Below are 23,054 nucleotides of genomic sequence, written 5' to 3'. Positions count from 1 at the left end.
CCGCCGGGTGGATAAGGTCCCCGCAATGGCCCGACGCGCAGGAGCAGAGACATATCCGGCCCGATTGAAGAAATCGGCGCACCGGGTACGCACCACCCTGCGCAGGTCCGGGGTCGACTACTTCCGCGGCGACGGATCGGACTGGATCGCCCTGGCCGCCCTGCTGCTGACCGTTCCGGCGATCACCTGCGGCACCCTGCTGAACCCGGTGTGGTGCTCGCCGACCGTGCTCGTCCTGCCGATCGTCGCCGGCGGCCTGCTGCTGCGGCCCGCCAGCCTGCTCGGCCTGTACGCGACCGCCGCCGCGGCGCTGATCGTGGAGTCCCTCTGGCTCGGTCCGTACGAGGACGGGCCGGCCCGGGTCACCCCCGGCACCGTGCTGACGGTCGCCGCCTGCGGATTCCTGGGCCTGATCCTCGCCCAGTTCCGCGCCAGGGTCGGCGTGCCCTGGCGGCGCGGCGGCACGATGCTCTTCGACCTGCGCGAACGCATCCGGGTCCAGAGCGCGCTGCCCCGCCTCCCGCAGGGATGGCACCGCGAGATGTCACTCCGGCCGGCCGGCGGGCAGTCCTTCTCCGGGGACTTCGTCGTCGCGGCCCGGACCAACGGCGGCCGCACCCTGGAAGCCGTGCTCACCGACGTCTCCGGCAAGGGCATGGACGCCGGCTCCCGCGCGCTGCTGCTGTCCGGCGCCTTCGGCGGGCTCCTCGGATCGCTGCCGCCGCACGGCTTCCTGCCCGCCGCCAACGGCTATCTGCTGCGCCAGGACTGGGACGAGGGCTTCGCCACCTCGATCCACCTGGTGCTGGACCTCGAGTCGGGCGACTACGAACTCCTCTCGGCGGGCCATCCACCGGCCCTCCAGCTCCACGCCGGCAGCGGCCAGTGGGAGGAGAAGGCGGCGGAGGGGCCGCTGCTCGGGGTGTACGACGGGGCGGAGTTCGACGCCGTGAAGGGCCACCTGGCCCCCGGCGACGTCCTGATGCTGTTCACCGACGGCCTGGTGGAAGCCTCCGACCGTGACATCGCGGAAGGCATCGACCGGCTGACGGGCGAGGCCGACCGCTATGTCACCACGGGCTTCGAGGGCGCTGCGTGGCACCTCATCGAGGCCTGCGCCAAGGACGTCAACGACGACCGGGCGCTGCTCCTGCTGTCACGCCGCTCCTGAATCCGGAACCGTACGCAACCGGTTCGAACCGGACGTCCGTCAACGCGGGACGGACCCTCACCGGATCGGGAGCGCACTCACCTCTCGCCCGCCGGGCAGCAGGCGGGCCAGCCAGTGCGAGCGCCCGGCGGCCAGGGGGGCCAGGACCGCGAGGACGAGTACGTAGCCCGCGATGAACGGGGAGAGCCGTTCGTCCAGCCCCGCGCCCGCCGCCATCGTGGCGAGGATCAGGGCGAATTCGCCGCGCGCCACCAGCGTCGTGGAGATGTTCGCCGTGGCCTGCGGGCCGAACGCGTACACCTTGGCGGCGGCGAGCCCCGCGACGACGTTCATGGCGAGGGTCACCGCCACGGCGGCCAGGACCGGCCAGAGCACGGCCGGCAGATCGCCGGGGTCGATGGAGAGGCCGAACGCGAAGAAGAAGATCGCGCCGAAGGCGTCGCGCAGCGGGTGGACCAGCTTGAGGATGCGCTCACCCGAGGTGGTGCTGCCGAGCATCAGCCCCACCATGAAGGCGCCGATCGCGTCCGCGACCCCGAACCACTCCGAGACGCCGGCCACCAGGACGGCGGCGCCGAGGAAGGAGATGACGAGGAGTTCGTCGTCCCGGGTGCCGATGAGCTTGCCGATGACCTTGGTGCCGAACCGGGCGGCCAGCGCGAGGAGCAGCAGGAACCCGAAGGCCTTGCCGCCGTCGGCCGCGGCCGACGCGAGGCTGTCGGCGCCCGAGAGGATCGGCTGGAGGGCCGCCAGGTACAGGGCGAGGAACACGTCCTCGACGACGATGATGCCGAGGATCGGCTTGGTCTCCGGATTGCCGATGCGGCCGAGGTCCACCAGGACCTTGGTCACGATGGCCGAGGACGAGATGCCGAGCACTCCGGCGAGGACCAGTGCCTCCGACGTGCCCCAGCCCAGTGCGAAGCCGAAGCCGAGCCCGGCGCCGACGTTGAGGGCGAGGTAGGTCCCGCCCGCGAGGGCCATCTTGCGGCCGCCCGCTTTCAGGTCGTCGAGGTGGAATTCCAGGCCGAGGTAGAAGAGCAGCAGCACCAGACCGAGCGCGGAGAGCATCTCGAGGTCGTGCGGATCGGCGACGAGGACGATGCCGGGGGTGTGCGGGCCGAGCAGGATGCCGGCCAGGATGAACAGCGGGATGGTGGGCAGCCCGATGCGGCTGCCGATGCGGGCGAGGACTGCGGCGGCGAGGAAGGCGCCGCCCATGGCGATGAGCGTGTCTGCGTGTCCGATGAGCCTGATCCTTCGTCGGGTCAAGAGAGCGTCAAGAAATCGTCAGTAATTAGTTTACCGAACGATTGACGTCGCAACTGTGGCCGCTCCCGCGGCCGTGCGAGGAAGGGGCCGGACGGCGGGGAGGGGGTCCTCGTAAGCTCGGCTCATGACCGCATCGCCCGCACAGCTGACCCTGGCCGAAATCGAGGCCATCGCCCGCGAGGCCCATGCCGCGCAGCGCGACAAGGCGGGCAGGCCGTACGCCGAGCACCTCGCGGCCGTCGCCGAAGGGGTGCGGGTCCGGGGCGGCAGCGACGAACAGATCGCCGCGGCCTGGCTGCACGACGCGGTCGAGGACGACGCCCTGCCGGAGGGGTGGCTGGCCGGGGCGGCGCTGCCGCCGCAGGTGAAGGACATGGTCCTCGCCGTCACCAAACGGGACGGAGAGGATCTGCCGGCGTACGCCCGGCGCATCCTGGCCACGCCCGGCGCCCTGCTGGTCAAGGAGGCCGACCTCGCGCACAACGCCGACCCGGCCCGACTGGCGGTGCTGGACCCGGCGACCCGTACCCGGCTGACCGAGAAGTATGCGCTGGTACGAGGGCTGCTCGGGCTCACCGCGCCGCAACCGCCCATGGAACAGCGGGATTGAGCCAACACCTCGTGGTCCGGCCCGTTCTCGGGCCGGACCACGAGGTGTCCGGTGCGCGGCGGTCGGTGTCCCGCTCTCAGAGCTTCGCGGAGTCCCGCTCTGAGAGCTTCGCGGTGTCCCGCTCTGAGAGCTTCGCGGAGTCCCGCCGGAAGGCCCAGTTCATGTCCGGTTCGGTCACGCACCGCAGGGCGCGTTGGACCGGAGGCGTGCACATCAGCGTCACCCCCGCCGACGCGACGACGGTGACCAGGACCAGTCCGGTCGGCGAGATCAGCCACGCGTGGTCGAGGACGCCGGAGAATTCGGCGCCCTTCACCATGAACCCGTGGAGCAGGTAGCCGCAGATCGACCCGGCTCCGAGCACCGTGAACCACGTGCGGCGCCGGGGGACCCAGGCCAGGAAGCCGGCGGTGAGCAGCGTCGCGCAGCCGAACAGGACGAGCGTCATCACCACGCCCGACCACCAGGGGGCGCCCATGTCCTGGGCGGCGTCGTTGCGCAGGAACCAGCCCAGTTTCATCCGGGGCGCCGCCCAGTAGGCGAGGGCCAAGGCGCCGGCGAACAGCGGCAGGGCCAGCAGTCGCACCTCGCGGCGGCGGACCAACTGGAAGTGCTCCGGTTTGAGCTGGAGGCCGAGCACGAAGAACGGCAGGAAGTTCAGTACGCGCGGCAGGTCGAGATCGCCGCCGATGCCGGGCGTGACCGAGGCGAGGGCGGCGATGACGAGGGAGACCGCCAGCGGGTGGCGCAGGCTGCGCCACAGGGGTGTGGTGAGCCGCCAGACGAACAGGGCGATCAGGAACCAGGTGACGTACCAGGGTTCGGTCAGGCTGAACGCGGTGTCGGGCGCGCCGCCCGCGTACCGCCGGAACAGCGTGAACGCCGTCTCGAAGACGAGGTACGGAACGACGACACCGGTGACCAGGCGCTTCACCTTGGCCGGGCTCATGTCGAACGAGCGTGAGAAATAGCCGGAGATGATGATGAAGGCCGGCATGTGGAAGGTGTACGTCACCATGTACAGCGCACGGGCGGCCCTGCTCCCCTCCATGACCGGCACCCATGAATGAGCCACCGCGACCAGCACGATGGCCAGGTACTTGGCGTTGTCGAAGTAGGCGTCACGCCCCTTCGCGGCGACCGTCCGCGCGGGCCCACTGGCCGGAGCGAGCCCGTCGTCGGTGGTCACCGCTGCTTGGTGTCTGGGCTCCGACTCCCGGGTCGCCGGCGGGAGCGTGGCCCTCTGAAATGCGTTCGGAGCGTGCAACATCTCAGGCACCCTAGACGTATCAATTGCCCTGCGTAAAACCGCCGCCGCATATTGCGTGTGCCCGTCCGATCAAATGCCAAACCATCAAAATCTGTCCGGTATGCCCGCGTTAATCCGCCTTAAAGGGTGCATATCGGCAGGTAGTTGAGGGCGGCGCATTACGGCCCGCGCGGGTGTCGGCAATGCCTGTGAATAAACCGTGTGGATACCGAAACGATCACCGTCGCAATTACCTCGGTGAAAACAGGCTTTTCACTCCCGGCTCATCGGTCGACGGCCCCGCCCCTGCGCCCCGGTGCCCGTACGCCCCTTGCGCCCGGGCGTCCGGCCCGGCTCGGCCGGCTGACCGGCGCGCAGGGGGCGCAGGGGGCGCAAGATGGCGTGATATCGACAGGTCGATTCGTCACCTGGCAGCGACCACAGGGGAGTTGGTGGCACGATGGGCGCAACGGAGGAGTGCGCGGCCGCACGCCTCCGGGCCGGCAAGGCGGACCGACCGAGGGTGTGAGCAGTCGTGGCCATTTCACTGTCCGTGGTGCTTCTTTTGGCGATCATCCTGGTGGTCCTGATCCGAGGTGGCTCCATCAAGGCCGGACCCGCGATCGTCGCGGTGCTCTTCGGCTTCTTCCTGGCATCGACCGGCATGGCGCCGTCGATCAACAGGTTCATGAACTCGATAGCGGAGACCATCAACCAGATCAGCTTCTGAGGCCTCCGGCCCCGGGGCGGCGGCGCCGCCCCGGAGGACGCGCCCGGGAAACGCGAAGGGCCCGGTCCGGCGACATCCCCGAGGGGATCCGCCGGGCCGGGCCCGAAGCATGGAGCGGGCGACGGGAATCGAACCCGCGTAGCTAGTTTGGAAGACTAGGGCTCTACCATTGAGCTACGCCCGCATGCAGCGCACCGCAGGTCACGACGACCGCGGCACGAGAAGCATCGTAGCGGGTCGCGGGTGCTGCCCGCACACCCGATTGCGGCGCGCGGCGCCGAGGCCGGCGAGACCCGCGTAAAGCGTCCGCCGCACCGCCTGTCGGCATGTACCCTACGTGTCGCACCGACGGGGTGTGGCGCAGCTTGGTAGCGCGTCCGCTTTGGGAGCGGAAGGTCGTCGGTTCGAATCCGGCCACCCCGACCACCGGCAAGATCGCATTGTGGGAGTTCTCCCCCTTGCCGTTACTATGCAAAATGCGTGCCCGTGTGTCTGATGTACCGGGCTCGGTCCGCGAAGCCGCCTCCTGTGCGGTGGAGCAGAACCCCAAGAAGTCAGCCACCAAGGAGACCGAACCGTGAAGAGCGCCGTGGAGACCCTGAACCCGACCCGGGTTCGGCTCAGCATCGAGGTGCCCTTCGAGGAGCTCAAGGACAGCCTCGACGCGGCGTACAAGAAGATCAACCAGCAGGTCACGGTGAAGGGGTTCCGCAAGGGCAAGATCCCCAACCGGGTCATCGACCAGCGGTTCGGCCGTGGCGCAGTGCTGGAGGAGGCCGTCAACGACGCGCTCCCGAAGTTCTACACCGAGGCCGTCAACGAGGGTGAGCTCAACGTCCTCGGGCAGCCGGAGGTCGACATCACGGAGCTGAAGGACGGCGAGCTGCTGTCCTTCACCGCCGAGGTGGACGTACGCCCCGAGATCGAGATCCCGGACTACTCCGGCATCGAGGTCACCGTCGACGCGCTCGAGGTCAGCGACGAGGACGTCGAGAAGGCCGTGGAGCAGCTCCGCGAGCGCTTCGCCTCGACCAACCCGGTCGAGCGCGCCGCCGCCGAGGGCGACGTCGTGACGATCGACCTGCAGGCCAAGGTCGAGGGCGAGGTCCTCGAGGACGGCGTGGCCGAGGGTGTCTCGTACACCATCGGTTCCGGCGAGCTCCTCGAAGGCATCGACGACGCCGTCACCGGCCTGGAGGCGGGTGGCGAGGCCACCTTCACCTCCCAGCTGAAGGGCGGCTCCGCCGAGGGCAAGGACGCCGAGGTCACCGTCAAGGTCACCGCCGTCGCCGCCCGCGAGCTCCCCGAGCTGGACGACGAGTTCGCCCAGATGGCCAGCGAGTTCGACACGCTGGAGGAGCTGAAGGCGGACAGCCGTAAGCGCCTGGAGGACACCAAGCAGTACGAGCAGGCCACCCAGGCCCAGGAGCGCGTCCTGGAGGAGCTGCTGAAGCTCGCCGAGGTCCCGATCCCGGAGAAGCTGCTCGCGGACGAGGTCCAGACCCGCAAGCACAACCTGGAGCACCACCAGCTCGGCCAGATGGGTCTCGACCTCGAGAAGTACCTGGAGATCCAGGGCAAGACCCTCGAGGAGTTCGAGGCCGAGACGTCCGAGCAGGCCGTCAAGGGCATCAAGACCCAGTTCATCCTTGACGAGCTCGTCAACAAGGAGAAGCTGAACGTCAACCAGGAGGAGCTCACCGAGCACCTCATGCGGCGCGCCGCTTCCTCCGGCATGAGCCCGGACCAGTTCGCCCAGGCCGTCGTCGAAGGCGGCCAGGTGCCGATGCTCGTCGGCGAGGTCGCCCGCGGCAAGGCGCTGGCCGTGGTCGTCGAGGCCGCCAAGGTCGTCGACACCAACGGTGAGGTCGTCGAGCTGGAGGACGAGGAGGAGGCCACCGACGCGGTCGAGACCGCCGAGGCCGCCACCGACGCCGCCGAGGAGAAGAACGAGGCCTGAGCCTCGCGCTGAACCCGTACGACGGGCTCCGGACGCCACCGCGTCCGGAGCCCGTCGTCGTATCGGCGGACGCCCCCCACAACCCTTGTGCGGACTGCGGAGCTTGCGCTCCCAGCGAACAGTTGCGGAAGCGGGATGGCGTTGTCCCACCTGCGCGTTAGGGTCCATGAAGAGGAAGGGTCGGGGAGTCCCGGCCCACCCGGTACGAAGACGCTGAGACGGCCGGAGCCGTCAGAGACGAGCAGGTGGATACGTGACGAATCTGATGCCCTACGCCGCCGGAGAGCCGTCCCTCGGTGGAGGCCTCGGTGACCAGGTCTACAGCCGACTGCTCGGCGAACGCATCATCTTCCTCGGTCAGCAGGTCGACGATGACATCGCCAACAAGATCACCGCACAGCTGCTTCTCCTTGCCGCCGAGCCGGACAAGGACATCTACCTCTACATCAACAGCCCCGGTGGCTCGGTGACGGCAGGCATGGCGGTCTACGACACCATGCAGTACATCCCGAACGACGTGGTCACCATCGGTATGGGCATGGCGGCCTCCATGGGCCAGTTCCTGCTCACCGGCGGAACCGCCGGCAAGCGCTTCGCGCTCCCGAACACCGACATCCTCATGCACCAGGGTTCGGCCGGCATCGGCGGTACGGCCTCGGACATCAAGATCCAGGCCCAGTACCTGCTGCGCACCAAGCAGCGGATGGCGGAGATCACCGCCCGCCACTCCGGCCAGACCGTGGAGACGATCATCCGCGACGGCGACCGCGACCGCTGGTACACCGCGGAGGAGGCCAAGGACTACGGCCTCATCGACGAGATCATCACGATCGCATCGGGCGTTCCGGGCGGCGGCGGCACCGGCGCCTGATCCGGTTCCCACCGGATCGCGTCGTACCGCACCGCATCTCTCGTACGCCGAGACACCCAGCCCACAGAACGCCACCAGGATGGTGAACACCCACATGAACAACTTCTCCGGCGCCTCCGCGAGCGGCCTCTACACCGGCCCGCAGGTGGACAACCGCTACATCGTCCCGCGCTTCGTGGAGCGCACCTCGCAGGGCGTGCGTGAGTACGACCCGTACGCGAAGCTCTTCGAGGAGCGCGTGATCTTCCTCGGCGTGCAGATCGACGACGCGTCCGCCAACGACGTCATGGCGCAGCTGCTGTGCCTGGAGTCGATGGACCCGGACCGGGACATCTCCATCTACATCAACAGCCCCGGCGGCTCGTTCACCGCGCTCACCGCGATCTACGACACGATGCAGTTCGTGAAGCCGGACATCCAGACGGTCTGCATGGGCCAGGCGGCCTCCGCCGCCGCGGTGCTGCTCGCCGCAGGCACGCCGGGCAAGCGCATGGCGCTGCCCAACGCCCGCGTCCTGATCCACCAGCCGTCCTCGCAGACCGGCCGCGAGCAGCTCTCCGACCTGGAGATCGCGGCCAACGAGATCCTGCGGATGCGGACCCAGCTGGAGGAGATGCTGGCCAAGCACTCCACCACGCCGATCGACAAGATCCGTGACGACATCGAGCGCGACAAGATCCTGACCGCCGAGGACGCCCTCGCCTACGGTCTGGTCGACCAGATCGTCTCGACCCGCAAGAGCGCGGCCGGAGCGGCCGCCTGACGTCGGCCTTTACCCCTTGGTACGGCAGGGTCACCCGGCCTCGGCCGTGTGAACCGTGCCAAGGGGGGCCCGAACGGGGGCCCAGGCAAGGTACCGTCGGATAGAGGCACCAGGAGCCGCTGAACCAGGCGTCTCCCAGGCGAAGGGGAAGCACCTCGTGGCACGCATCGGTGATGGCGGCGACCTGCTCAAGTGCTCGTTCTGCGGAAAGAGCCAGAAGCAGGTGAAGAAGCTCATCGCGGGACCCGGTGTCTACATCTGCGACGAGTGCATCGATCTCTGCAACGAGATCATCGAGGAGGAGCTCGCGGAGACGAGCGAGGTCCGCTGGGAAGAGCTTCCCAAGCCCCGCGAGATCTACGAGTTCCTCGAGGGGTACGTCGTCGGGCAGGAGCCCGCGAAGAAGGCCCTCTCGGTCGCTGTGTACAACCACTACAAGCGGGTCCAGGCCGGGGAGAACGGCGGCGGTGCGAACCGCGACGACGCGATCGAACTCGCCAAGTCCAACATCCTGCTGCTGGGCCCCACGGGCTCGGGCAAGACCCTCCTCGCGCAGACGCTGGCCCGCATGCTCAACGTCCCGTTCGCCATCGCCGACGCGACGGCGCTGACGGAGGCCGGCTATGTCGGCGAGGACGTCGAGAACATCCTGCTGAAGCTGATCCAGGCCGCGGACTACGACGTCAAGAAGGCCGAGACCGGGATCATCTACATCGACGAGATCGACAAGGTCGCCCGCAAGAGCGAGAACCCGTCGATCACCCGGGATGTCTCCGGCGAGGGCGTCCAGCAGGCCCTGCTGAAGATCCTGGAGGGCACCACCGCCTCCGTCCCGCCGCAGGGCGGCCGGAAGCACCCCCACCAGGAGTTCATCCAGATCGACACGACGAACGTGCTGTTCATCGTGGGCGGCGCGTTCTCCGGCCTCGAGAAGATCATCGAGTCCCGGGCCGGCGCCAAGGGCATCGGCTTCGGCGCCACGATCCGCTCCAAGCGGGAGATCCAGGCGAGCGACCAGTTCCAGGAGGTCATGCCGGAGGACCTGGTGAAGTTCGGGATGATCCCCGAGTTCATCGGCCGCCTCCCGGTCCTGACCTCGGTCCACAACCTGGACCGCGAGGCCCTGCTCCAGATCCTCATCGAGCCGCGCAACGCCCTGGTGAAGCAGTACCAGCGGCTGTTCGAACTCGACGGCGTGGAGCTGGACTTCGAGCGCGAGGCGCTGGAGGCCATCGCCGACCAGGCGATCCTGCGCCAGACCGGCGCGCGCGGTCTGCGCGCCATCATGGAGGAGGTCCTCCAGTCGGTGATGTACGAGGTGCCGTCCCGCAAGGACGTCGCCCGGGTCGTCATCACGGCGGACGTGGTCCGCAACAACGTCAACCCGACCCTGGTCCCGCGCGAGCCGCGGACGATCGGCAAGGGCGACGACGGGCGGCACGAGAAGTCGGCGTAGCCGCGGTTCGCGGACAACGCGAAGGGGCGCCCCGCCGGTTCAGTCGGCGGGGCGCCCCTTCGCGTCGCGCGGGTCAGATCTTGGTGCGGGAGGAGTTGTAGAGCTTCGCCGTGACCGCGGCGACGTCGTCCTGCGACATCGCCTTGTTCTTCAGGGCGAGACCCATGTCGATGCCGGTGACGATGCCGACGGTGCTGTAGTCGGCCCAGATGCAGATGGGCGCCTGCATGGTCTTCGGCCCGTTCTCGACGGTGCCGTCACCGCCCTCGATGTCGACCTTGATGTTCTGGCACCTCATCAGCGCGCCCTTGAAGCCGGCCGGGGTCACGTCCTTGGGCGAGCCGATCAGCTCGGCCTTGGAGCCGTCCTCGCCCTTCGTCATGTTCGCCTTGGCCTGGTCGAACGAGCTGTTGATCACGGAGGCCGGGTCGCTGACATCGCCCCAGTAGCCCTGAAGGTTGATCATCTTCAGGCTCAGGTCCTTCTCGGAACCGCCCTGGTAGTCCGCACCGGCCCCGTTGGGGTTCTTGATCCCGGCGGCCTCGACCCTGGTCTTGTCGGCACCGCTCAGCGGGCCGTTGGCGCTGTCGCTGCTGCTGCCCTTCTTGTACCCGTCCAGCGTCTCCGTCGGCGTCAGCTTGTACCCCTTGGTGGAGTCCGCCACATCGCTGTTGCTGGCGCCCCCGCCCGACGTCAGGAAGTACACCCCGCCGCCGATGACCGCCAGCGCCACGACGACGGCGCCCACGATCAGGCCGGTCTTCTTCTTCGGCTGTCCGGCCGGGGGGAACGGGGGCTGCTGGCCGTAGGCCGGCTGGCCGCCGTACGGGGGAGTGGGGGGCTGCTGGCCGTACGGTCCGGGCTGCTGGGCCTGCGGGTAGCCGTAGCCCGGCTGCGGGGGCTGCTGCGGCGGGACGCCCTGGGGAGCCTGCTGCGGGTAGCCGTAACCGGGCTGGCCCTGCGGCGGCTGGCCGCCGTACGGGCCCGGCTGCTGGCCGTACGGTCCGGGCTGGCCCTGCGGCGGCTGGCCACCGTACGGGCCCGGCTGGTTGTAGCTCATCTGCGGTGTCCCCTGTTCGTCATGCTCATGCGTTCTTATGCGTTCCGAACATCCTGACGGAAGGCCCGTGGACGTGGGGCACCGGGAGGCACACCGTTACTGAACAAACCGGTTTCAGTGCACGCCTGTGACGGCCCTAAACTGTGGGCGTGACCGAGAACCCAGCGCAGCAGCCAGCCAGCACCCCCGAACTGCCGACCCAGTACACGCCGGCCGAGGTAGAGGGGAAGCTGTACGAGCGCTGGGTGGAGCGTGGTTACTTCGAGGCCGACGAGCACAGCGAGAAGCCGCCGTACTCCATCGTCATCCCGCCGCCCAACGTCACCGGCTCCCTGCACCTGGGACACGCCTTCGAGCACACGCTGATCGACGCCCTCGTCCGCCGCAAGCGGATGCAGGGGTTCGAGGCGCTCTACCAGCCCGGCATGGACCACGCCGGCATCGCCACCCAGAACGTCGTCGAGCGCGAGCTCGCCAAGGAGGGCAAGTCCCGCCACGACCTGGGCCGCGAGGCCTTCGTCGAGCGCGTCTGGCAGTGGAAGAACGAGTCCGGCGGCCAGATCTCCGGACAGATGCGCCGGCTCGGCGAGGGCGTCGCCTGGTCCCGTGAGCGCTTCACCATGGACGAGGGCCTGTCCAAGGCCGTCCAGACCGTCTTCAAGCAGATGTACGACGACGGGCTGATCTACCGCGCCGAGCGCATCATCAACTGGTGCCCGCGCTGTCTCACCGCGATCTCCGACATCGAGGTCGAGTACCAGGAGGACGACGGCGAGCTCGTCTCCATGCAGTACGGCGAGGGCGACGAGACCATCGTCGTCGCCACCACCCGCGCCGAGACGATGCTCGGTGACACCGCCGTCGCCGTCCACCCCGACGACGAGCGCTACAAGCACCTGGTCGGCAAGCGGATCAAGCTGCCGCTGACCGACCGTACGATCCCGGTCGTCGCCGACCACCACGTCGACCCCGCGTTCGGCACCGGCGCCGTCAAGGTGACCCCCGCCCACGACCCGAACGACTTCGAGATCGGCAAGCGCCACGACCTGCCGTTCCTCACCGTCCTCGACGAGCGCGCCGTCATCACCGTCCCCGGCCCCTTCCAGGGCCTGGACCGCCTGGAGGCCCGCTCCGCCATCGTCGCCGCCCTGCGCGCCGACGGCCGGATCGTCGCCGAGAAGCGGCCGTACGTCCACTCCGTCGGCCACTGCTCGCGCTGCAAGACCACCATCGAGCCGCGCCTGTCCCTCCAGTGGTGGGTCAAGGTCGCCCCGCTCGCCAAGGCGGCCGGCGACGCCGTCCGCGACGGCAAGGTCAAGATCCACCCGCAGGAGATGGAGAAGCGGTACTTCGACTGGGTCGACAACCTCCACGACTGGACGATCTCGCGCCAGCTCTGGTGGGGCCACCGCATCCCCGTCTGGTACGGCCCGAACGGCGAGGTCGTCTGCGTCGGACCGGACGACGAGGCGCCCACCGGTGAGGGCTGGACCCAGGACAGCGATGTCCTGGACACCTGGTTCTCCTCCGGCCTGTGGCCGTTCTCCACGCTCGGCTGGCCCGAACAGACCGACAGCCTCGCGAAGTTCTACCCGAACTCCGTCCTGGTCACCGGCTACGACATCCTCTTCTTCTGGGTCGCCCGGATGATGATGTTCGGCCTGTACGTCAACGACGGCGTCCCGCCGTTCGGGACGATCGTGCTGCACGGCATGGTCCGCGACGAGCACGGCAAGAAGATGTCGAAGTCCTTCGGCAACGTGGTCAACCCGCTGGACTGGATGGACAAGTACGGCTCCGACGCGCTGCGTTTCACCCTCGCGCGCGGTGCCAACCCCGGCGTCGACGTGCCGATCGGCGAGGAGTGGGTCCAGGGTTCCGCCAAGTTCTCCAACAAGATCTGGAACGCCACCCGCTTCGCGCTGATGAACGGCGCGACGATCGAGGGCGAACTGCCGTCCGCCGACGAGATGTCGGTGACGGACCGCTGGATCCTGTCCCGCCTCAACAAGACGGTCGCCGAAGTCGACGCGTACTACGACGACTTCCAGTTCTCCAAGCTCAGCGAGGCGCTGCGGCACTTCGCCTGGGACGAGGTCTTCGACTGGTACGTCGAACTGTCCAAGACCACGTTCTTCGGCGGCGGCCGCCCGGCCGAGGTCTCGGGCCGGGTCCTGGGCGAGGTCCTCGACGTGATGCTGCGACTGCTGCACCCCGTCGTCCCGTTCGTCACCGAGACCCTGTGGACCGCGCTCACCGGCCGCGAGTCCGTCGTCATCGCCGACTGGCCGAAGGACAGCGGCTTCCGTGACGACGCCGCCGAGAAGGAGATCGAGCTCGTCCAGCAGGTCGTCACCGAGGTCCGCCGCTTCCGCTCCGACCAGGGCCTGCAGCCCGGCCAGAAGGTGCCGGCCGAGCTCACCCTGACCGGCACCCCGCTCGCCCCACACGAGGCGGCCATCCGCCAGCTGCTGCGTCTGCAGCCCGCCGGGGACGGCTTCCACGCCACCGCGTCGCTGCCGGTCGCGGGCGCCACCGTCGCCCTCGACCTGTCCGGCACGATCGACGTCGAGGCCGAGCGCAAGCGCCTGACGAAGGACCTGGCAGCCGCCGAGAAGGAGAAGGCGCAGGCCCACGGAAAGCTGAACAACGAGGCGTTCCTCGGCAAGGCGCCGGACAACGTGGTCGACAAGATCCGCGGCCGGCTCGCCAAGGCCGAGGCCGACATCGAACGGATCAGCGGCCAGCTGGCGAGCCTGCCGGCGAGCTGACCCCGGAGACGACGCACGGAGCCCCCGCCCCCTCGTACGCGCACGAGGAGGCGGGGGCTCCGCCGTACCCGCCCCGCCGGGCGCTGCGCGTGATGTCCGTGCCGGTCCGTAGACTGGCCCTGTGAGTGAGCCCCGCCCTTCCGACCGGCACGACGCGTCCGACTCCGACGAGACCTTCGCGGAGATCGTCGACGAAGCGACCCAGCGCGACCCCGACCTGGCGGTGATCGAGGCCGGGAGCCGCACGCTGCGCGCCGCCTCCGGACCGCCCCAGGGCGACGAGGTCCCCGCCCGCCCCACCGACCCGGAGGTGGACAAGGCGCTGCGCGCGGTGGAGCAGGAGCTCGCCGGGCGCTGGGGCGAGACCAAGCTGGAGCCGTCCGTGGCGCGCATCGCCGCGCTGATGGACGTGCTCGGCGAGCCGCAGCGCGCCTATCCCTCCATCCACATCACCGGGACCAACGGCAAGACGAGCACGGCCCGCATGATCGAGGCCCTGCTCGGCGCCTTCGACCTGCGCACCGGCCGCTACACCTCGCCGCACGTCCAGTCGATCACCGAGCGGATCACCCTGGACGGCTCCCCGATGGACCCCGAGCGGTTCGTCGAGACGTACCAGGACATCAAGCCGTACGTCGAGATGGTCGACGCACAGCAGCCCTACCGGCTCTCCTTCTTCGAGGTGCTCACCGGCATGGCGTACGCGGCCTTCGCCGACGCGCCGGTCGACGTCGCCGTCGTCGAGGTCGGCATGGGCGGCAGCTGGGACGCGACCAACGTGATCGACTCCACGGTCGCCGTCGTCACCCCCATCTCGCTGGACCACACCGACCGGCTGGGCTCCACGCCGGGCGAGATCGCGGTGGAGAAGTCCGGGATCATCAAGCAGGGCGCCACGGTCATCCTCGCCCAGCAGCCCGTCGACGCCGCCCAGGTGATGCTGAAGAAGGCCGTCGAGGTCGACGCGACCGTCGCGCGCGAGGGCATGGAGTTCGGCGTCGTCTCCCGGGAGATCGCGGTCGGCGGCCAGCTGCTGACGCTGCGCGGCCTCGGCGGCGAGTACCCGGACGTCTTCCTGCCGCTGTACGGCGCCCACCAGGCGCGCAACGCGGTGGTGGCGCTCTGCGCGGTCGAGGCGTTCTTCGGCATCGGCGCCGAGCAGGCCGGATCGCTCGACGCCGACATCGTCCGCAAGGCCTTCGCCTCGGTGATCTCGCCGGGACGCCTGGAAGTCGTCCGCTCCAGCCCGACCGTCGTCCTGGACGCCGCGCACAACCCGGCCGGCGCCCGCGCCACCGCCGAGGGGCTCTCCGAGGCGTTCGGCTTCTCCCGGCTGATCGGAGTGGTCGGCGCCAGCGCCGACAAGGACGTCCGGGGGCTCCTGGAAGCCTTCGAACCGATCTTCGCCGAGGTCGTCGTCACCCAGAACTCCAGCGGACGCGCGATGGACGCCGACGAGCTCGCCGCCGTCGCCGTCGAGGTCTTCGGCAACGACCGGGTCCAGGTGGAACCCCGGCTCGACGACGCGCTGGAGGCGGCGATCACCCTCGCCGAGGAAGAGGACGAGTACGCGGGCGCCGGGGTGCTGGTGACCGGATCCGTGATCACGGTCGGCGAGGCCCGGCTGCTTCTGGGAAGGCGCTGACCGACGTGCGTACGCTCTGTGCATCGACGCTGATCGGTGAGTTCTTCGTCATCGGGTTCGCCGGACTCGTCGCGATGAAGTCCGACGACCTGACGTCCGCGACCGTCTGGACGGTCTGCGGCATCGGCATGCTGCTCTCCGTGCTGCTCTGCGGGATGCTCACCCGCCCCGGAGGCGTACAGCTCGGCTGGGCGCTCCAGATCGCGCTGGTCGCCAGTGGCTTCGTCGTCCCGATGATGTTCATCCTCGGCCTCGTCTTCGGCGGCCTGTGGTGGGCCTCCGTGCACTACGGCCGCAAGATCGACGAGGCCAAGGCCCGGTGGGCCGCGCAGGAGGCGGCCCAGGCGCCGGCCGGCGGCTGAGAGGCGGGCCGGCGGCCTCCGGCCCCGGCCCGGCACGCCCGGGCCCCCGGCGGCCCAAACCCGGCCGCCGGCCCGTCACCGTGCCCCTGTAACCTCGCCTCACCGCACCCGTATGCCTGCAAGGAGCCGCACATGAGCCAGCGCACCCTCGTTCTTCTGAAGCCCGACGCCGTCCGTCGCGGTCTGGTCGGCGAGATCGTCGGCCGCATCGAGCGCAAGGCCGGCTGGAAGATCACGGCGCTGGAGCTCCGTACCCTCGACCGCGCCACGCTGGAGCAGCACTACGCCGAGCACGTCGGCCGCCCGTTCTACGAGCCGCTGGTCGAGTTCATGCAGTCCGGCCCGGTCGTCGCCCTGGTGGCCGAGGGCGAGCGGGTCATCGAGGGCGTCCGCGCCCTCGCCGGCCCCACCGACCCGATCGCCGCCGCGCCCGGCTCGATCCGCGGTGACTTCGGCACCATCACCCGGGAGAACCTCATCCACGCCTCGGACTCCGAGGAGTCCGCGGAGCGGGAGATGAAGCTGTTCTTCTCGGGCCTTTCCTGACCTCGGATCAGCCGAACAGCGCACGACCTGGGGCGACCGAAGTAATTCGGTCGCCCTTCGGCATACGGCCCCGGATCGCGGGAACGCATGGCCTCGACGTAACGTCACCATGAGTGGAACGGCCACCCGTTCTGCTCAGCATGGCGAAGGACCCTCGCGCTGTGTCGGCGTGTCCGGCACTACGATGGAAGCTTCCACGCCCGCAGCGCTCATCCCGCCTACCAAAAACAAGCCATCACCGCTTTCGCTTGGGAAGGCCCGACGCATCCTCATGGGGAACAAGGGGAACTCAATGTCGTTCATCGGCCGTGACATGGCTATCGACCTCGGGACTGCCAACACGCTGGTGTACGTCAGGGGGCGCGGCATCGTTCTGAACGAGCCGTCCGTCGTGGCCATCAACACCAACACCGGCGGCATCCTGGCGGTCGGCTCCGAGGCCAAGAAGATGATCGGCCGTACGCCGGGCAACATCGTTGCCGTACGGCCCCTGAAGGACGGCGTGATCGCCGACTTCGAGATCACGGAGCGGATGCTCCGCTACTTCATCCTGAAGATCCACAAGCGCCGCTACCTGGCCCGCCCCCGGGTCGTCGTCTGCGTGCCCTCCGGCATCACCGGGGTCGAGCGACGCGCCGTCATCGAGGCGTCGACGCAGGCCGGCGCGCGCCAGGTGCACATCATCGAGGAGCCCATGGCGGCGGCCATCGGCTCCGGTCTGCCGGTCCACGAGGCCACCGGCAACATGGTCGTCGACATCGGTGGCGGCACCACCGAGGTCGCGGTCATCTCGCTCGGCGGAATCGTCACCGCCCAGTCGATCCGGGTCGCCGGTGACGAGCTGGACAACGCGATCATCCAGCACATCAAGAAGGAGTACTCGCTCCTGCTCGGCGAGCGCACCGCCGAACAGATCAAGATCACCATCGGCTCGGCGTTCGACCTGGAGAAGGACGAGCACACCGAGATCCGCGGCCGCGACCTCGTCTCGGGCCTGCCCAAGACCGTGGTCATCTCCGCCGCCGAGGTCCGCAAGGCGATCGAGGAGCCGGTCAACGCGATCGTCGACGCGGTCAAGACGACGCTGGACAAGTGCCCGCCGGAACTGTCCGGCGACGTCATGGACCGCGGCATCGTCCTGACCGGCGGCGGCGCGCTGCTGCGCGGCCTGGACGAGCGGCTGCGCCACGAGACGGGCATGCCGATCCACATCGCCGAGGACCCGCTGGACTCCGTCGCGCTCGGATCCGGCAAGTGCGTCGAGGAGTTCGAGGCGCTCCAGCAGGTGCTGGACGCCCAGCCCCGACGGTAGTGACTCCACGGCCCTCCGTGCGGACGCTGCGGCCCCGCACGGAGGATCGTTGATATACAGGCACGAACATTCCTACGAGGAAGGCACGGCCGCCGCACGTGAGGGACACACGAGAGAGCCGGCTGCTCCTGGTGCTGCTGATCGCCATCGCATTCGCACTGATCACGGTGGACATCCGAGGCGGCGAGGCGTCTCCGGTGGACGGCGCCCGGCAGGCCGCCGCCACCGTCTTCGGACCGGTGGAGAACGGCGTGGCGGCAGCGGTCGACCCGGTGGGCAACGCCATAGGGGCGGTACGCGCCTCCGGCTCCCGCCACGACAAGATCGCCGCGCTGGAGCAGCAGAACGCCGAACTCAAGGCGAGGCTGGGCAGCGACGACCGCAACCGCAGCCGGGTCCGCGAGCTCGACAAGATGCTCAAGAAGTCGGACGCCGGCCAGTACGGCATCAAGGCCGCCGAAGTCATCGCCATAGGAGCGGCCCAGGGCTTCTCCTGGACGGTCACCATCGACGCCGGCTCCAAGGACGGGCTCAAGCGCGACATGACCGTCCTCAACGGCGACGGACTCGTCGGCCGCGTCACCACCGTCGGCCCGGACACCGCCACGGTGCTCCTGGCCAACGACCCCGACTTCACCGTCGGCACCCGGATGGAGTCCACCGACGAACTCGGCTTCGCCACCGGCCAGGGCTCGCGCCCGCTGTCCGTCCAGTTCCTGAACGGCAAGGCCAAGGTCAAGAAGGGCGACCGCCTCGTCACGTTCGGCTCCAGCAAGGACAAGCCCTTCGTGCCCGGCGTCCCCGTCGGTGAGGTCGTCCGGGTCGACCCGTCCGGCGGCGACCTGACCCGTACCGTCTACGTCCGCCCGTTCGTCGGCTTCACCAAGCTCGACATCGTCGGCATCGTCGTCCAGGCACCCCGCGAGGACCCGCGCGACGCGGTCCTGCCGAAGAAGCCCGTCAAGGCCGCCAAGCCGAAGCCCACCCCGACCGTCACCGTCACCATCTCGCCCAACGGAGACATCGTCGACACCCACGGCAACGTCGTCGGGAACATCCACCAGAGCGCGTCCCCCAGCGGCAGCCCGAACCCCAGCGGGAACGCGACACCCAGCGCGGACAACGCGGTAAACGAACAGAGGTAGAGCTGATCCCCATGCGCGTCAACCGGACTCTGCTCTCCCTCGTTCTGGTCGTGATCGCCCTCGTCGTCCAGGTATCCGTACTCGCCCGGCTCCAGCTCCCCGGCGCCGTACCCGATCTGCTGCTCATGGTCGTCCTCGGCCTGGCCTTCGTGTACGGGCACGTCAGCGGGGCCCTCATCGGCTTCGGCGCGGGCCTCCTCGCCGACCTGGCACCTCCGGCCGACCACGCCGCCGGACGCTACGCCCTGGTGCTCTGCGTCATCGGCTACCTCGCCGGACTGGCCAGGCCCGAGAACGGGCAGCTCAAGTCGGCCTTCCTCCCGATGGCCGTGGTCGTCGCGGCGGCGATCGGGTCGACGCTGCTCTACGCGGGCGTCGGCGCCCTCGTCGGCGACACGGCGGCCCGCCATGTCGGCCTGGGCAGCCTGCTGTTCACCGCGGCCGTCTACGACCTGCTCCTCGCGCCGTTCACCGTCCCGCTGATCATGGCCCTCGCCAGACGCACGGTGAACGACCCGGTGGCCGAGTCCGCCTCCGGACGCGGCGACGTGGCGGCCGGCTGGCTCGCCTCGGGCACCGGGCTGCGCATCGGCAGCCAGCGCGGCGGACTGCGCGTCAAGGCCGCCCGCAACCGGGCCGCGCGCGCCGGACGGATCAAGGGAGTCAAGCGACTGTGAGGCCGCATCACCCGGGGGCCGCCCGCCTCGCCCCCCGTACCCCCAGCCCGACCACCACCGGGGGCGCCCCGTGAGCAACATTCCGGAGACGGGACGGACCCAGCGGGTCCAGATCCGCCTCATCGTCATCCAGGTCCTCGTCTTCTCCCTGCTGCTCACTCTCGGCGGCCGCCTCTGGTACCTCCAGATCCGCAACGGCCAGGAGTACTCCGACGAGGCGAAGAACAACCACGTCCAGCAGGTCGTCCAGCCGGCCGCCCGCGGCTCCATCCTCGACGCCCGCGGGGTGCCCCTCGCCGACAACGAGACCCGCCTCGTCGTCTCCGCCAGCCGCACGGACCTGCTGAAGATGCACGACGACGGCAAGGCCGTGCTGACCCGGCTCGCCGGCGTCCTCGACATGAAGCCCAAGGACGTCCTCGACAAGGTCCGGCTCTGCGACGCCAAGACCCCGCAGCCCTGCTGGAACGGCTCGCCCTACCAGCCGATCCCGGTCACCGACGAGGCCACCACCCAGCAGGCCCTCCAGATCCGCGAACGCGCCGAGGACTTCCCCGGCATCACCGCCGAGCCCACCGCCGTCCGCCGTTACGCCGCACCCGGCAAGGCCAACACCGCCCAGGTCCTCGGCTATCTCTCACCCGTCACCGACGAGGAGATCACCAAGGCCCAGGACAGCGACTCGCCCTACCTCCGCTCCGACCAGGTCGGCCGCTCCGGCCTGGAGCGCACGTACGACAAGGAGCTGCGCGGCAAGGCCGGCGTCACCCGTTACGAGGTCGACAACCTCGGCCGGGTCATCGGCCAGGCCAAGAACGACGAGGCGGAGGCCGGCGCCAGCGTCGTCACCTCCATCGACGCCCGCGTCCAGGCCGTCGCCGAGTACGAGCTCAACCAGGCCATGAAGAAGGCCCGCACCGAGTTCGACAAGAACACCGGCAAGAACTACAAGGCCGACTCCGGCGCCGTCGTCGTCATGGAGGCCAAGACCGGCCGGGTCGTCTCCATGGCCTCCCTGCCCAACTACGACCCCAACGCCTGGGTCGGCGGCATCTCCGGCAAGGACTACGCCAAGCTGACGGGCAAGAACTCCAACTTCCCGCTGCTGAACCGGGCCATCCAGGGCCAGGCCGCCCCCGGCTCCATCTTCAAGGTCATCTCCTCCACCGCCGCCGTCAACGCCGGATACCCCTTCGACGGCAACTACCCCTGCCCCAGCTCGTACTCCATCGGTGGCCAGACCTTCACCAACTACGAGTCCCAGGGCTACGGCAACATCACCATCGGCCGCGCCCTCGAAGTCTCCTGCGACACCGTGTACTACGGCCTCTCGCACAAGGAGTGGCAGAAGGACGGCGGCAACAACCCCAAGAAGCACCCCAACGACTGGTTCTACAAGACCGCCCACCAGTTCGGCCTCGGCAAGGAGACCGGCATCGACCTCCCCAACGAGGTCAGCGGCCGCGTCCCGGACCGCGAGTGGAAGAAGAACTTCGCCAAGGCCAACCACGACGCCTGGTGCAAGCAGGGCAAGAAGGACGGCACGTACGTCGAGAAGATCGCGTACGAGAACTGCCTCGAAGGCGACAAGATGCGCGCCGGCGACTCCGTCAACTACTCGATCGGCCAGGGCGACACCCTCGTCACCCCGATCCAGATGGCCACCATCTACGCGGCCATCTCCAACGGCGGCACCCTGTACAACCCCACCGTCGGCAAGGCGATCATCAGCGGCGACGGCAAGAGCGTGCGGCAGATCGAGCCGAAGTCGCACGGCAAGCTCCCCTTCACCAAGAAGACGCGCGACGAGATAGACGAAGCCCTCGCGGGTGTCGCGACCCGCGGCTCCGCCGCCTGGCGCTTCGGCGGCTGGCCGCAGGACAAGATCCCGATGCACGCCAAGACGGGCACGGCCGAGGTCTACGGCAAGCAGACGACCTCCTGGTTCGCCACGTACACCAAGGACTACTCGATCGTCATGACGATCTCCCAGGGCGGTACGGGTTCCGGTGCGTCGGGGCCCGCCGTCCGCAACATCTACAACGCGCTCTACGGCCTCGACGCCACGGGCAAGCAGGACCTCAAGAAGGCCCTGCTGCCGACGCCGCAGAAGACCCTGCCGAAGGTCCAGACGGACGGCACCATCGACGCCCCGAAGATCAAGCCCTACAACCCCGAATCGCAGAAGCCGCCGACCGAGCAGACGCTCGCCGCGGTGCTGGGGAGGCGTGACTGATGGCAGGCTTCTCCGTCCAGCGCTACGCCCCCGACCGCTCCGCCTGGGGCAGGCTCACCGCCCGCGACTCCGTCGTGCGCCGCCTCGACTGGCCGCTGCTCGGCTCGGCGATCACGCTCTCCTTCATCGGGTCGCTGCTCGTCTACTCGGCCACCCGGGGACGCGACTCGCTCACCCACGGCGACCCGTACTACTTCCTCCTCCGCCACGCCCTCAACACGGGCATCGGCTTCGCCCTGATGGTCGGCACCATCTGGCTCGGCCACCGCACCCTGCGCGGTGCGGTGCCCATCCTGTACGGCCTGTCCGTCCTCCTCGTGATGGCGGTCCTCACCCCGCTCGGCGCCACCGTCAACGGCGCCCACGCCTGGATCCTGCTGCCCGGCGGCTTCTCCCTCCAGCCCTCCGAGTTCACCAAGATCACCATCATTCTCGGCATGGCCATGCTGCTCGCCGCCCGCGTCGACGCGGGCGACCAGCTGTACCCCGACCACCGGACCGTCGCCAAGGCCCTCGGCCTCGCCGCGCTCCCGATGCTGGTCGTCATGGGAATGCCGGACCTCGGCTCCGTGATGGTCATGGTCGTCATCGTGCTCGGCGTCCTGCTGGCCTCCGGGGCGTCGAACCGCTGGGTCTTCGGCATCCTCGGCGCGGGCGCCGCCGGAGCCGTCGCCATCTGGCAGCTCGGGCTGCTCGACGACTACCAGATCGCCCGGTTCGCCGCCTTCGCCAACCCGGCGCTCGACCCGGCCGGCGTCGGCTACAACACCAACCAGGCCCGCATCGCGATCGGCTCCGGCGGCCTCCACGGCACCGGCCTCTTCCAGGGCACCCAGACCACCGGCCAGTTCGTCCCCGAGCAGCAGACCGACTTCGTCTTCACCGTCGCCGGTGAGGAACTCGGCTTCCTCGGCGCCGGACTGATCCTGGTCCTGCTCGGCATCGTCCTCTGGCGGGCCTGCCGCATCGCCCGCGAGACCACCGAGCTCTACGGCACGATCGTCGCCGCGGGCATCATCGCCTGGTTCGCCTTCCAGGCCTTCGAGAACATCGGCATGACGCTCGGCATCATGCCGGTCGCCGGACTGCCCCTGCCCTTCGTCTCCTACGGAGGCTCGTCCATGTTCGCCGTCTGGGTGGCCATCGGACTCCTCCAGTCCATCCGGGTGCAACGGCCGATAACGGCCTGATCCGTCGCCGGTCCCCTGCCCATTCAGG

Annotated in this window: 19 protein-coding genes and 2 tRNA genes; 17 read left to right on the top strand and 4 right to left on the bottom strand. The window is 69.2% G+C overall.

Annotation, left to right across the window (positions count from 1 at the left end; all coding sequences use genetic code 11):
- Window positions 1–25 precede the first annotated feature (25 nt).
- Window positions 26–1,171: a PP2C family protein-serine/threonine phosphatase gene (locus ABZ454_RS10170; protein WP_356322467.1), complete on the top strand. Its 1,146-nt coding sequence runs from the start codon at window positions 26–28 to the stop codon at window positions 1,169–1,171.
- Window positions 1,172–1,228: 57 nt separating this feature from the next.
- Here the strand turns inward: ABZ454_RS10170 and ABZ454_RS10165 are convergent, their stop codons facing one another.
- On the bottom strand, window positions 1,229–2,392 hold the full coding sequence (locus ABZ454_RS10165; protein ID WP_359537023.1) for a cation:proton antiporter: 1,164 nt from the start codon (window positions 2,390–2,392) through the stop codon (window positions 1,229–1,231).
- Between the two features lie 175 nt (window positions 2,393–2,567).
- On the opposite strand from ABZ454_RS10165, the gene ABZ454_RS10160 reads away from it, so the two are divergent.
- Window positions 2,568–3,053: an HD domain-containing protein gene (locus ABZ454_RS10160; RefSeq protein ID WP_359537022.1), complete on the top strand. Its 486-nt coding sequence runs from the start codon at window positions 2,568–2,570 to the stop codon at window positions 3,051–3,053.
- 76 nt (window positions 3,054–3,129) lie between these two features.
- On the opposite strand, the gene ABZ454_RS10155 is transcribed toward ABZ454_RS10160, so the two are convergent.
- Window positions 3,130–4,323, bottom strand: a complete 1,194-nt coding sequence (locus ABZ454_RS10155; protein ID WP_359537020.1) for an acyltransferase family protein — start codon at window positions 4,321–4,323, stop codon at window positions 3,130–3,132.
- A gap of 514 nt (window positions 4,324–4,837) precedes the next feature.
- Here ABZ454_RS10155 and ABZ454_RS10150 point away from each other — a divergent pair.
- Window positions 4,838–5,032, top strand: coding sequence for a hypothetical protein (locus ABZ454_RS10150; RefSeq protein ID WP_136325240.1), 195 nt, complete (start codon window positions 4,838–4,840; stop codon window positions 5,030–5,032).
- A gap of 110 nt (window positions 5,033–5,142) precedes the next feature.
- Here ABZ454_RS10150 and ABZ454_RS10145 read toward each other — a convergent pair.
- Window positions 5,143–5,216, bottom strand: a tRNA-Gly gene (locus ABZ454_RS10145).
- Window positions 5,217–5,381: 165 nt separating this feature from the next.
- Here ABZ454_RS10145 and ABZ454_RS10140 point away from each other — a divergent pair.
- The 5 genes from ABZ454_RS10140 (at window position 5,382) to clpX (ending at window position 10,082) form a co-directional block, all read left to right on the top strand.
- Window positions 5,382–5,458, top strand: a tRNA-Pro gene (locus ABZ454_RS10140).
- Window positions 5,459–5,609: 151 nt separating this feature from the next.
- Window positions 5,610–6,992 (top strand): trigger factor, encoded by a 1,383-nt coding sequence (gene tig / locus ABZ454_RS10135; RefSeq protein ID WP_359537017.1) that lies wholly within the window; start codon window positions 5,610–5,612, stop codon window positions 6,990–6,992.
- A 265-nt stretch (window positions 6,993–7,257) separates the two neighbouring features.
- The gene (locus ABZ454_RS10130; protein ID WP_018551584.1) at window positions 7,258–7,863 is read left to right on the top strand and encodes an ATP-dependent Clp protease proteolytic subunit; all 606 of its coding nucleotides are present in this window, start codon (window positions 7,258–7,260) and stop codon (window positions 7,861–7,863) included.
- Window positions 7,864–7,942: 79 nt separating this feature from the next.
- A complete protein-coding gene (locus tag ABZ454_RS10125; protein ID WP_356323499.1) occupies window positions 7,943–8,626 on the top strand; it encodes an ATP-dependent Clp protease proteolytic subunit in 684 nt (227 codons plus the stop codon).
- Window positions 8,627–8,783: 157 nt separating this feature from the next.
- Entirely contained in the window at window positions 8,784–10,082 is a 1,299-nt protein-coding gene (clpX, locus tag ABZ454_RS10120; RefSeq protein ID WP_359537015.1) for an ATP-dependent Clp protease ATP-binding subunit ClpX, read from the top strand.
- Window positions 10,083–10,155: 73 nt separating this feature from the next.
- Here clpX and ABZ454_RS10115 read toward each other — a convergent pair whose 3' ends face one another.
- Window positions 10,156–11,142: a hypothetical protein gene (locus ABZ454_RS10115; protein WP_359537013.1), complete on the bottom strand. Its 987-nt coding sequence runs from the start codon at window positions 11,140–11,142 to the stop codon at window positions 10,156–10,158.
- 149 nt (window positions 11,143–11,291) lie between these two features.
- Between ABZ454_RS10115 and ABZ454_RS10110 the strand changes: the two genes are divergently transcribed.
- The 9 genes from ABZ454_RS10110 to rodA all read left to right on the top strand — a co-directional run bounded on the left by ABZ454_RS10110 (window position 11,292) and on the right by rodA (window position 23,026).
- Window positions 11,292–13,913: a valine--tRNA ligase gene (locus ABZ454_RS10110; RefSeq protein WP_359537010.1), complete on the top strand. Its 2,622-nt coding sequence runs from the start codon at window positions 11,292–11,294 to the stop codon at window positions 13,911–13,913.
- 121 nt (window positions 13,914–14,034) lie between these two features.
- A complete protein-coding gene (locus ABZ454_RS10105) occupies window positions 14,035–15,558 on the top strand; it encodes a folylpolyglutamate synthase/dihydrofolate synthase family protein (RefSeq protein WP_359537008.1) in 1,524 nt (507 codons plus the stop codon).
- A gap of 5 nt (window positions 15,559–15,563) precedes the next feature.
- Complete coding sequence (locus tag ABZ454_RS10100; RefSeq protein ID WP_356323494.1) at window positions 15,564–15,920, top strand: DUF4233 domain-containing protein; 357 nt, start codon at window positions 15,564–15,566, stop codon at window positions 15,918–15,920.
- A 132-nt stretch (window positions 15,921–16,052) separates the two neighbouring features.
- A complete protein-coding gene (gene ndk, locus ABZ454_RS10095) occupies window positions 16,053–16,466 on the top strand; it encodes a nucleoside-diphosphate kinase (RefSeq protein WP_359537006.1) in 414 nt (137 codons plus the stop codon).
- A 292-nt stretch (window positions 16,467–16,758) separates the two neighbouring features.
- The gene (locus ABZ454_RS10090; protein ID WP_148018678.1) at window positions 16,759–17,778 is read left to right on the top strand and encodes a rod shape-determining protein; all 1,020 of its coding nucleotides are present in this window, start codon (window positions 16,759–16,761) and stop codon (window positions 17,776–17,778) included.
- A gap of 98 nt (window positions 17,779–17,876) precedes the next feature.
- Window positions 17,877–18,923: a rod shape-determining protein MreC gene (gene mreC, locus ABZ454_RS10085; RefSeq protein WP_359537004.1), complete on the top strand. Its 1,047-nt coding sequence runs from the start codon at window positions 17,877–17,879 to the stop codon at window positions 18,921–18,923.
- A gap of 11 nt (window positions 18,924–18,934) precedes the next feature.
- A complete protein-coding gene (gene mreD, locus ABZ454_RS10080; RefSeq protein WP_356323489.1) occupies window positions 18,935–19,600 on the top strand; it encodes a rod shape-determining protein MreD in 666 nt (221 codons plus the stop codon).
- A 70-nt stretch (window positions 19,601–19,670) separates the two neighbouring features.
- Window positions 19,671–21,836, top strand: a complete 2,166-nt coding sequence (gene mrdA, locus ABZ454_RS10075; RefSeq protein WP_359537002.1) for a penicillin-binding protein 2 — start codon at window positions 19,671–19,673, stop codon at window positions 21,834–21,836.
- The gene (gene rodA / locus ABZ454_RS10070; RefSeq protein ID WP_359537000.1) at window positions 21,836–23,026 is read left to right on the top strand and encodes a rod shape-determining protein RodA; all 1,191 of its coding nucleotides are present in this window, start codon (window positions 21,836–21,838) and stop codon (window positions 23,024–23,026) included. The genes mrdA and rodA overlap by 1 nt, the downstream gene beginning before the upstream one ends.
- The last annotated feature ends 28 nt before the right edge of the window (window positions 23,027–23,054 follow it).

This window comes from Streptomyces sp. NPDC005803 (genome assembly GCF_040630435.1).
Lineage (GTDB): Bacteria > Actinomycetota > Actinomycetes > Streptomycetales > Streptomycetaceae > Streptomyces.
This window is presented reverse-complemented; position numbering and strand designations above follow the sequence as displayed.

What these genes read in the sequence shown, in the direction of transcription:
- ABZ454_RS10170 (WP_356322467.1), top strand. Translation starts at nt 26, where the DNA reads ATGGCCCGACGCGCAGGAGCAGAGACATATCCGGCCCGATTGAAGAAA.
- ABZ454_RS10165 (WP_359537023.1), bottom strand. Translation starts at nt 2,392, where the DNA reads ATGGGCGGCGCCTTCCTCGCCGCCGCAGTCCTCGCCCGCATCGGCAGC.
- ABZ454_RS10160 (WP_359537022.1), top strand. Translation starts at nt 2,568, where the DNA reads ATGACCGCATCGCCCGCACAGCTGACCCTGGCCGAAATCGAGGCCATC.
- ABZ454_RS10155 (WP_359537020.1), bottom strand. Translation starts at nt 4,323, where the DNA reads ATGTTGCACGCTCCGAACGCATTTCAGAGGGCCACGCTCCCGCCGGCG.
- ABZ454_RS10130 (WP_018551584.1), top strand. Translation starts at nt 7,258, where the DNA reads ATGCCCTACGCCGCCGGAGAGCCGTCCCTCGGTGGAGGCCTCGGTGAC.
- ABZ454_RS10125 (WP_356323499.1), top strand. Translation starts at nt 7,943, where the DNA reads ATGGTGAACACCCACATGAACAACTTCTCCGGCGCCTCCGCGAGCGGC.
- ABZ454_RS10115 (WP_359537013.1), bottom strand. Translation starts at nt 11,142, where the DNA reads ATGAGCTACAACCAGCCGGGCCCGTACGGTGGCCAGCCGCCGCAGGGC.
- ndk (WP_359537006.1), top strand. Translation starts at nt 16,053, where the DNA reads ATGAGCCAGCGCACCCTCGTTCTTCTGAAGCCCGACGCCGTCCGTCGC.
- ABZ454_RS10090 (WP_148018678.1), top strand. Translation starts at nt 16,759, where the DNA reads ATGTCGTTCATCGGCCGTGACATGGCTATCGACCTCGGGACTGCCAAC.
- mreD (WP_356323489.1), top strand. Translation starts at nt 18,935, where the DNA reads ATGCGCGTCAACCGGACTCTGCTCTCCCTCGTTCTGGTCGTGATCGCC.
- rodA (WP_359537000.1), top strand. Translation starts at nt 21,836, where the DNA reads ATGGCAGGCTTCTCCGTCCAGCGCTACGCCCCCGACCGCTCCGCCTGG.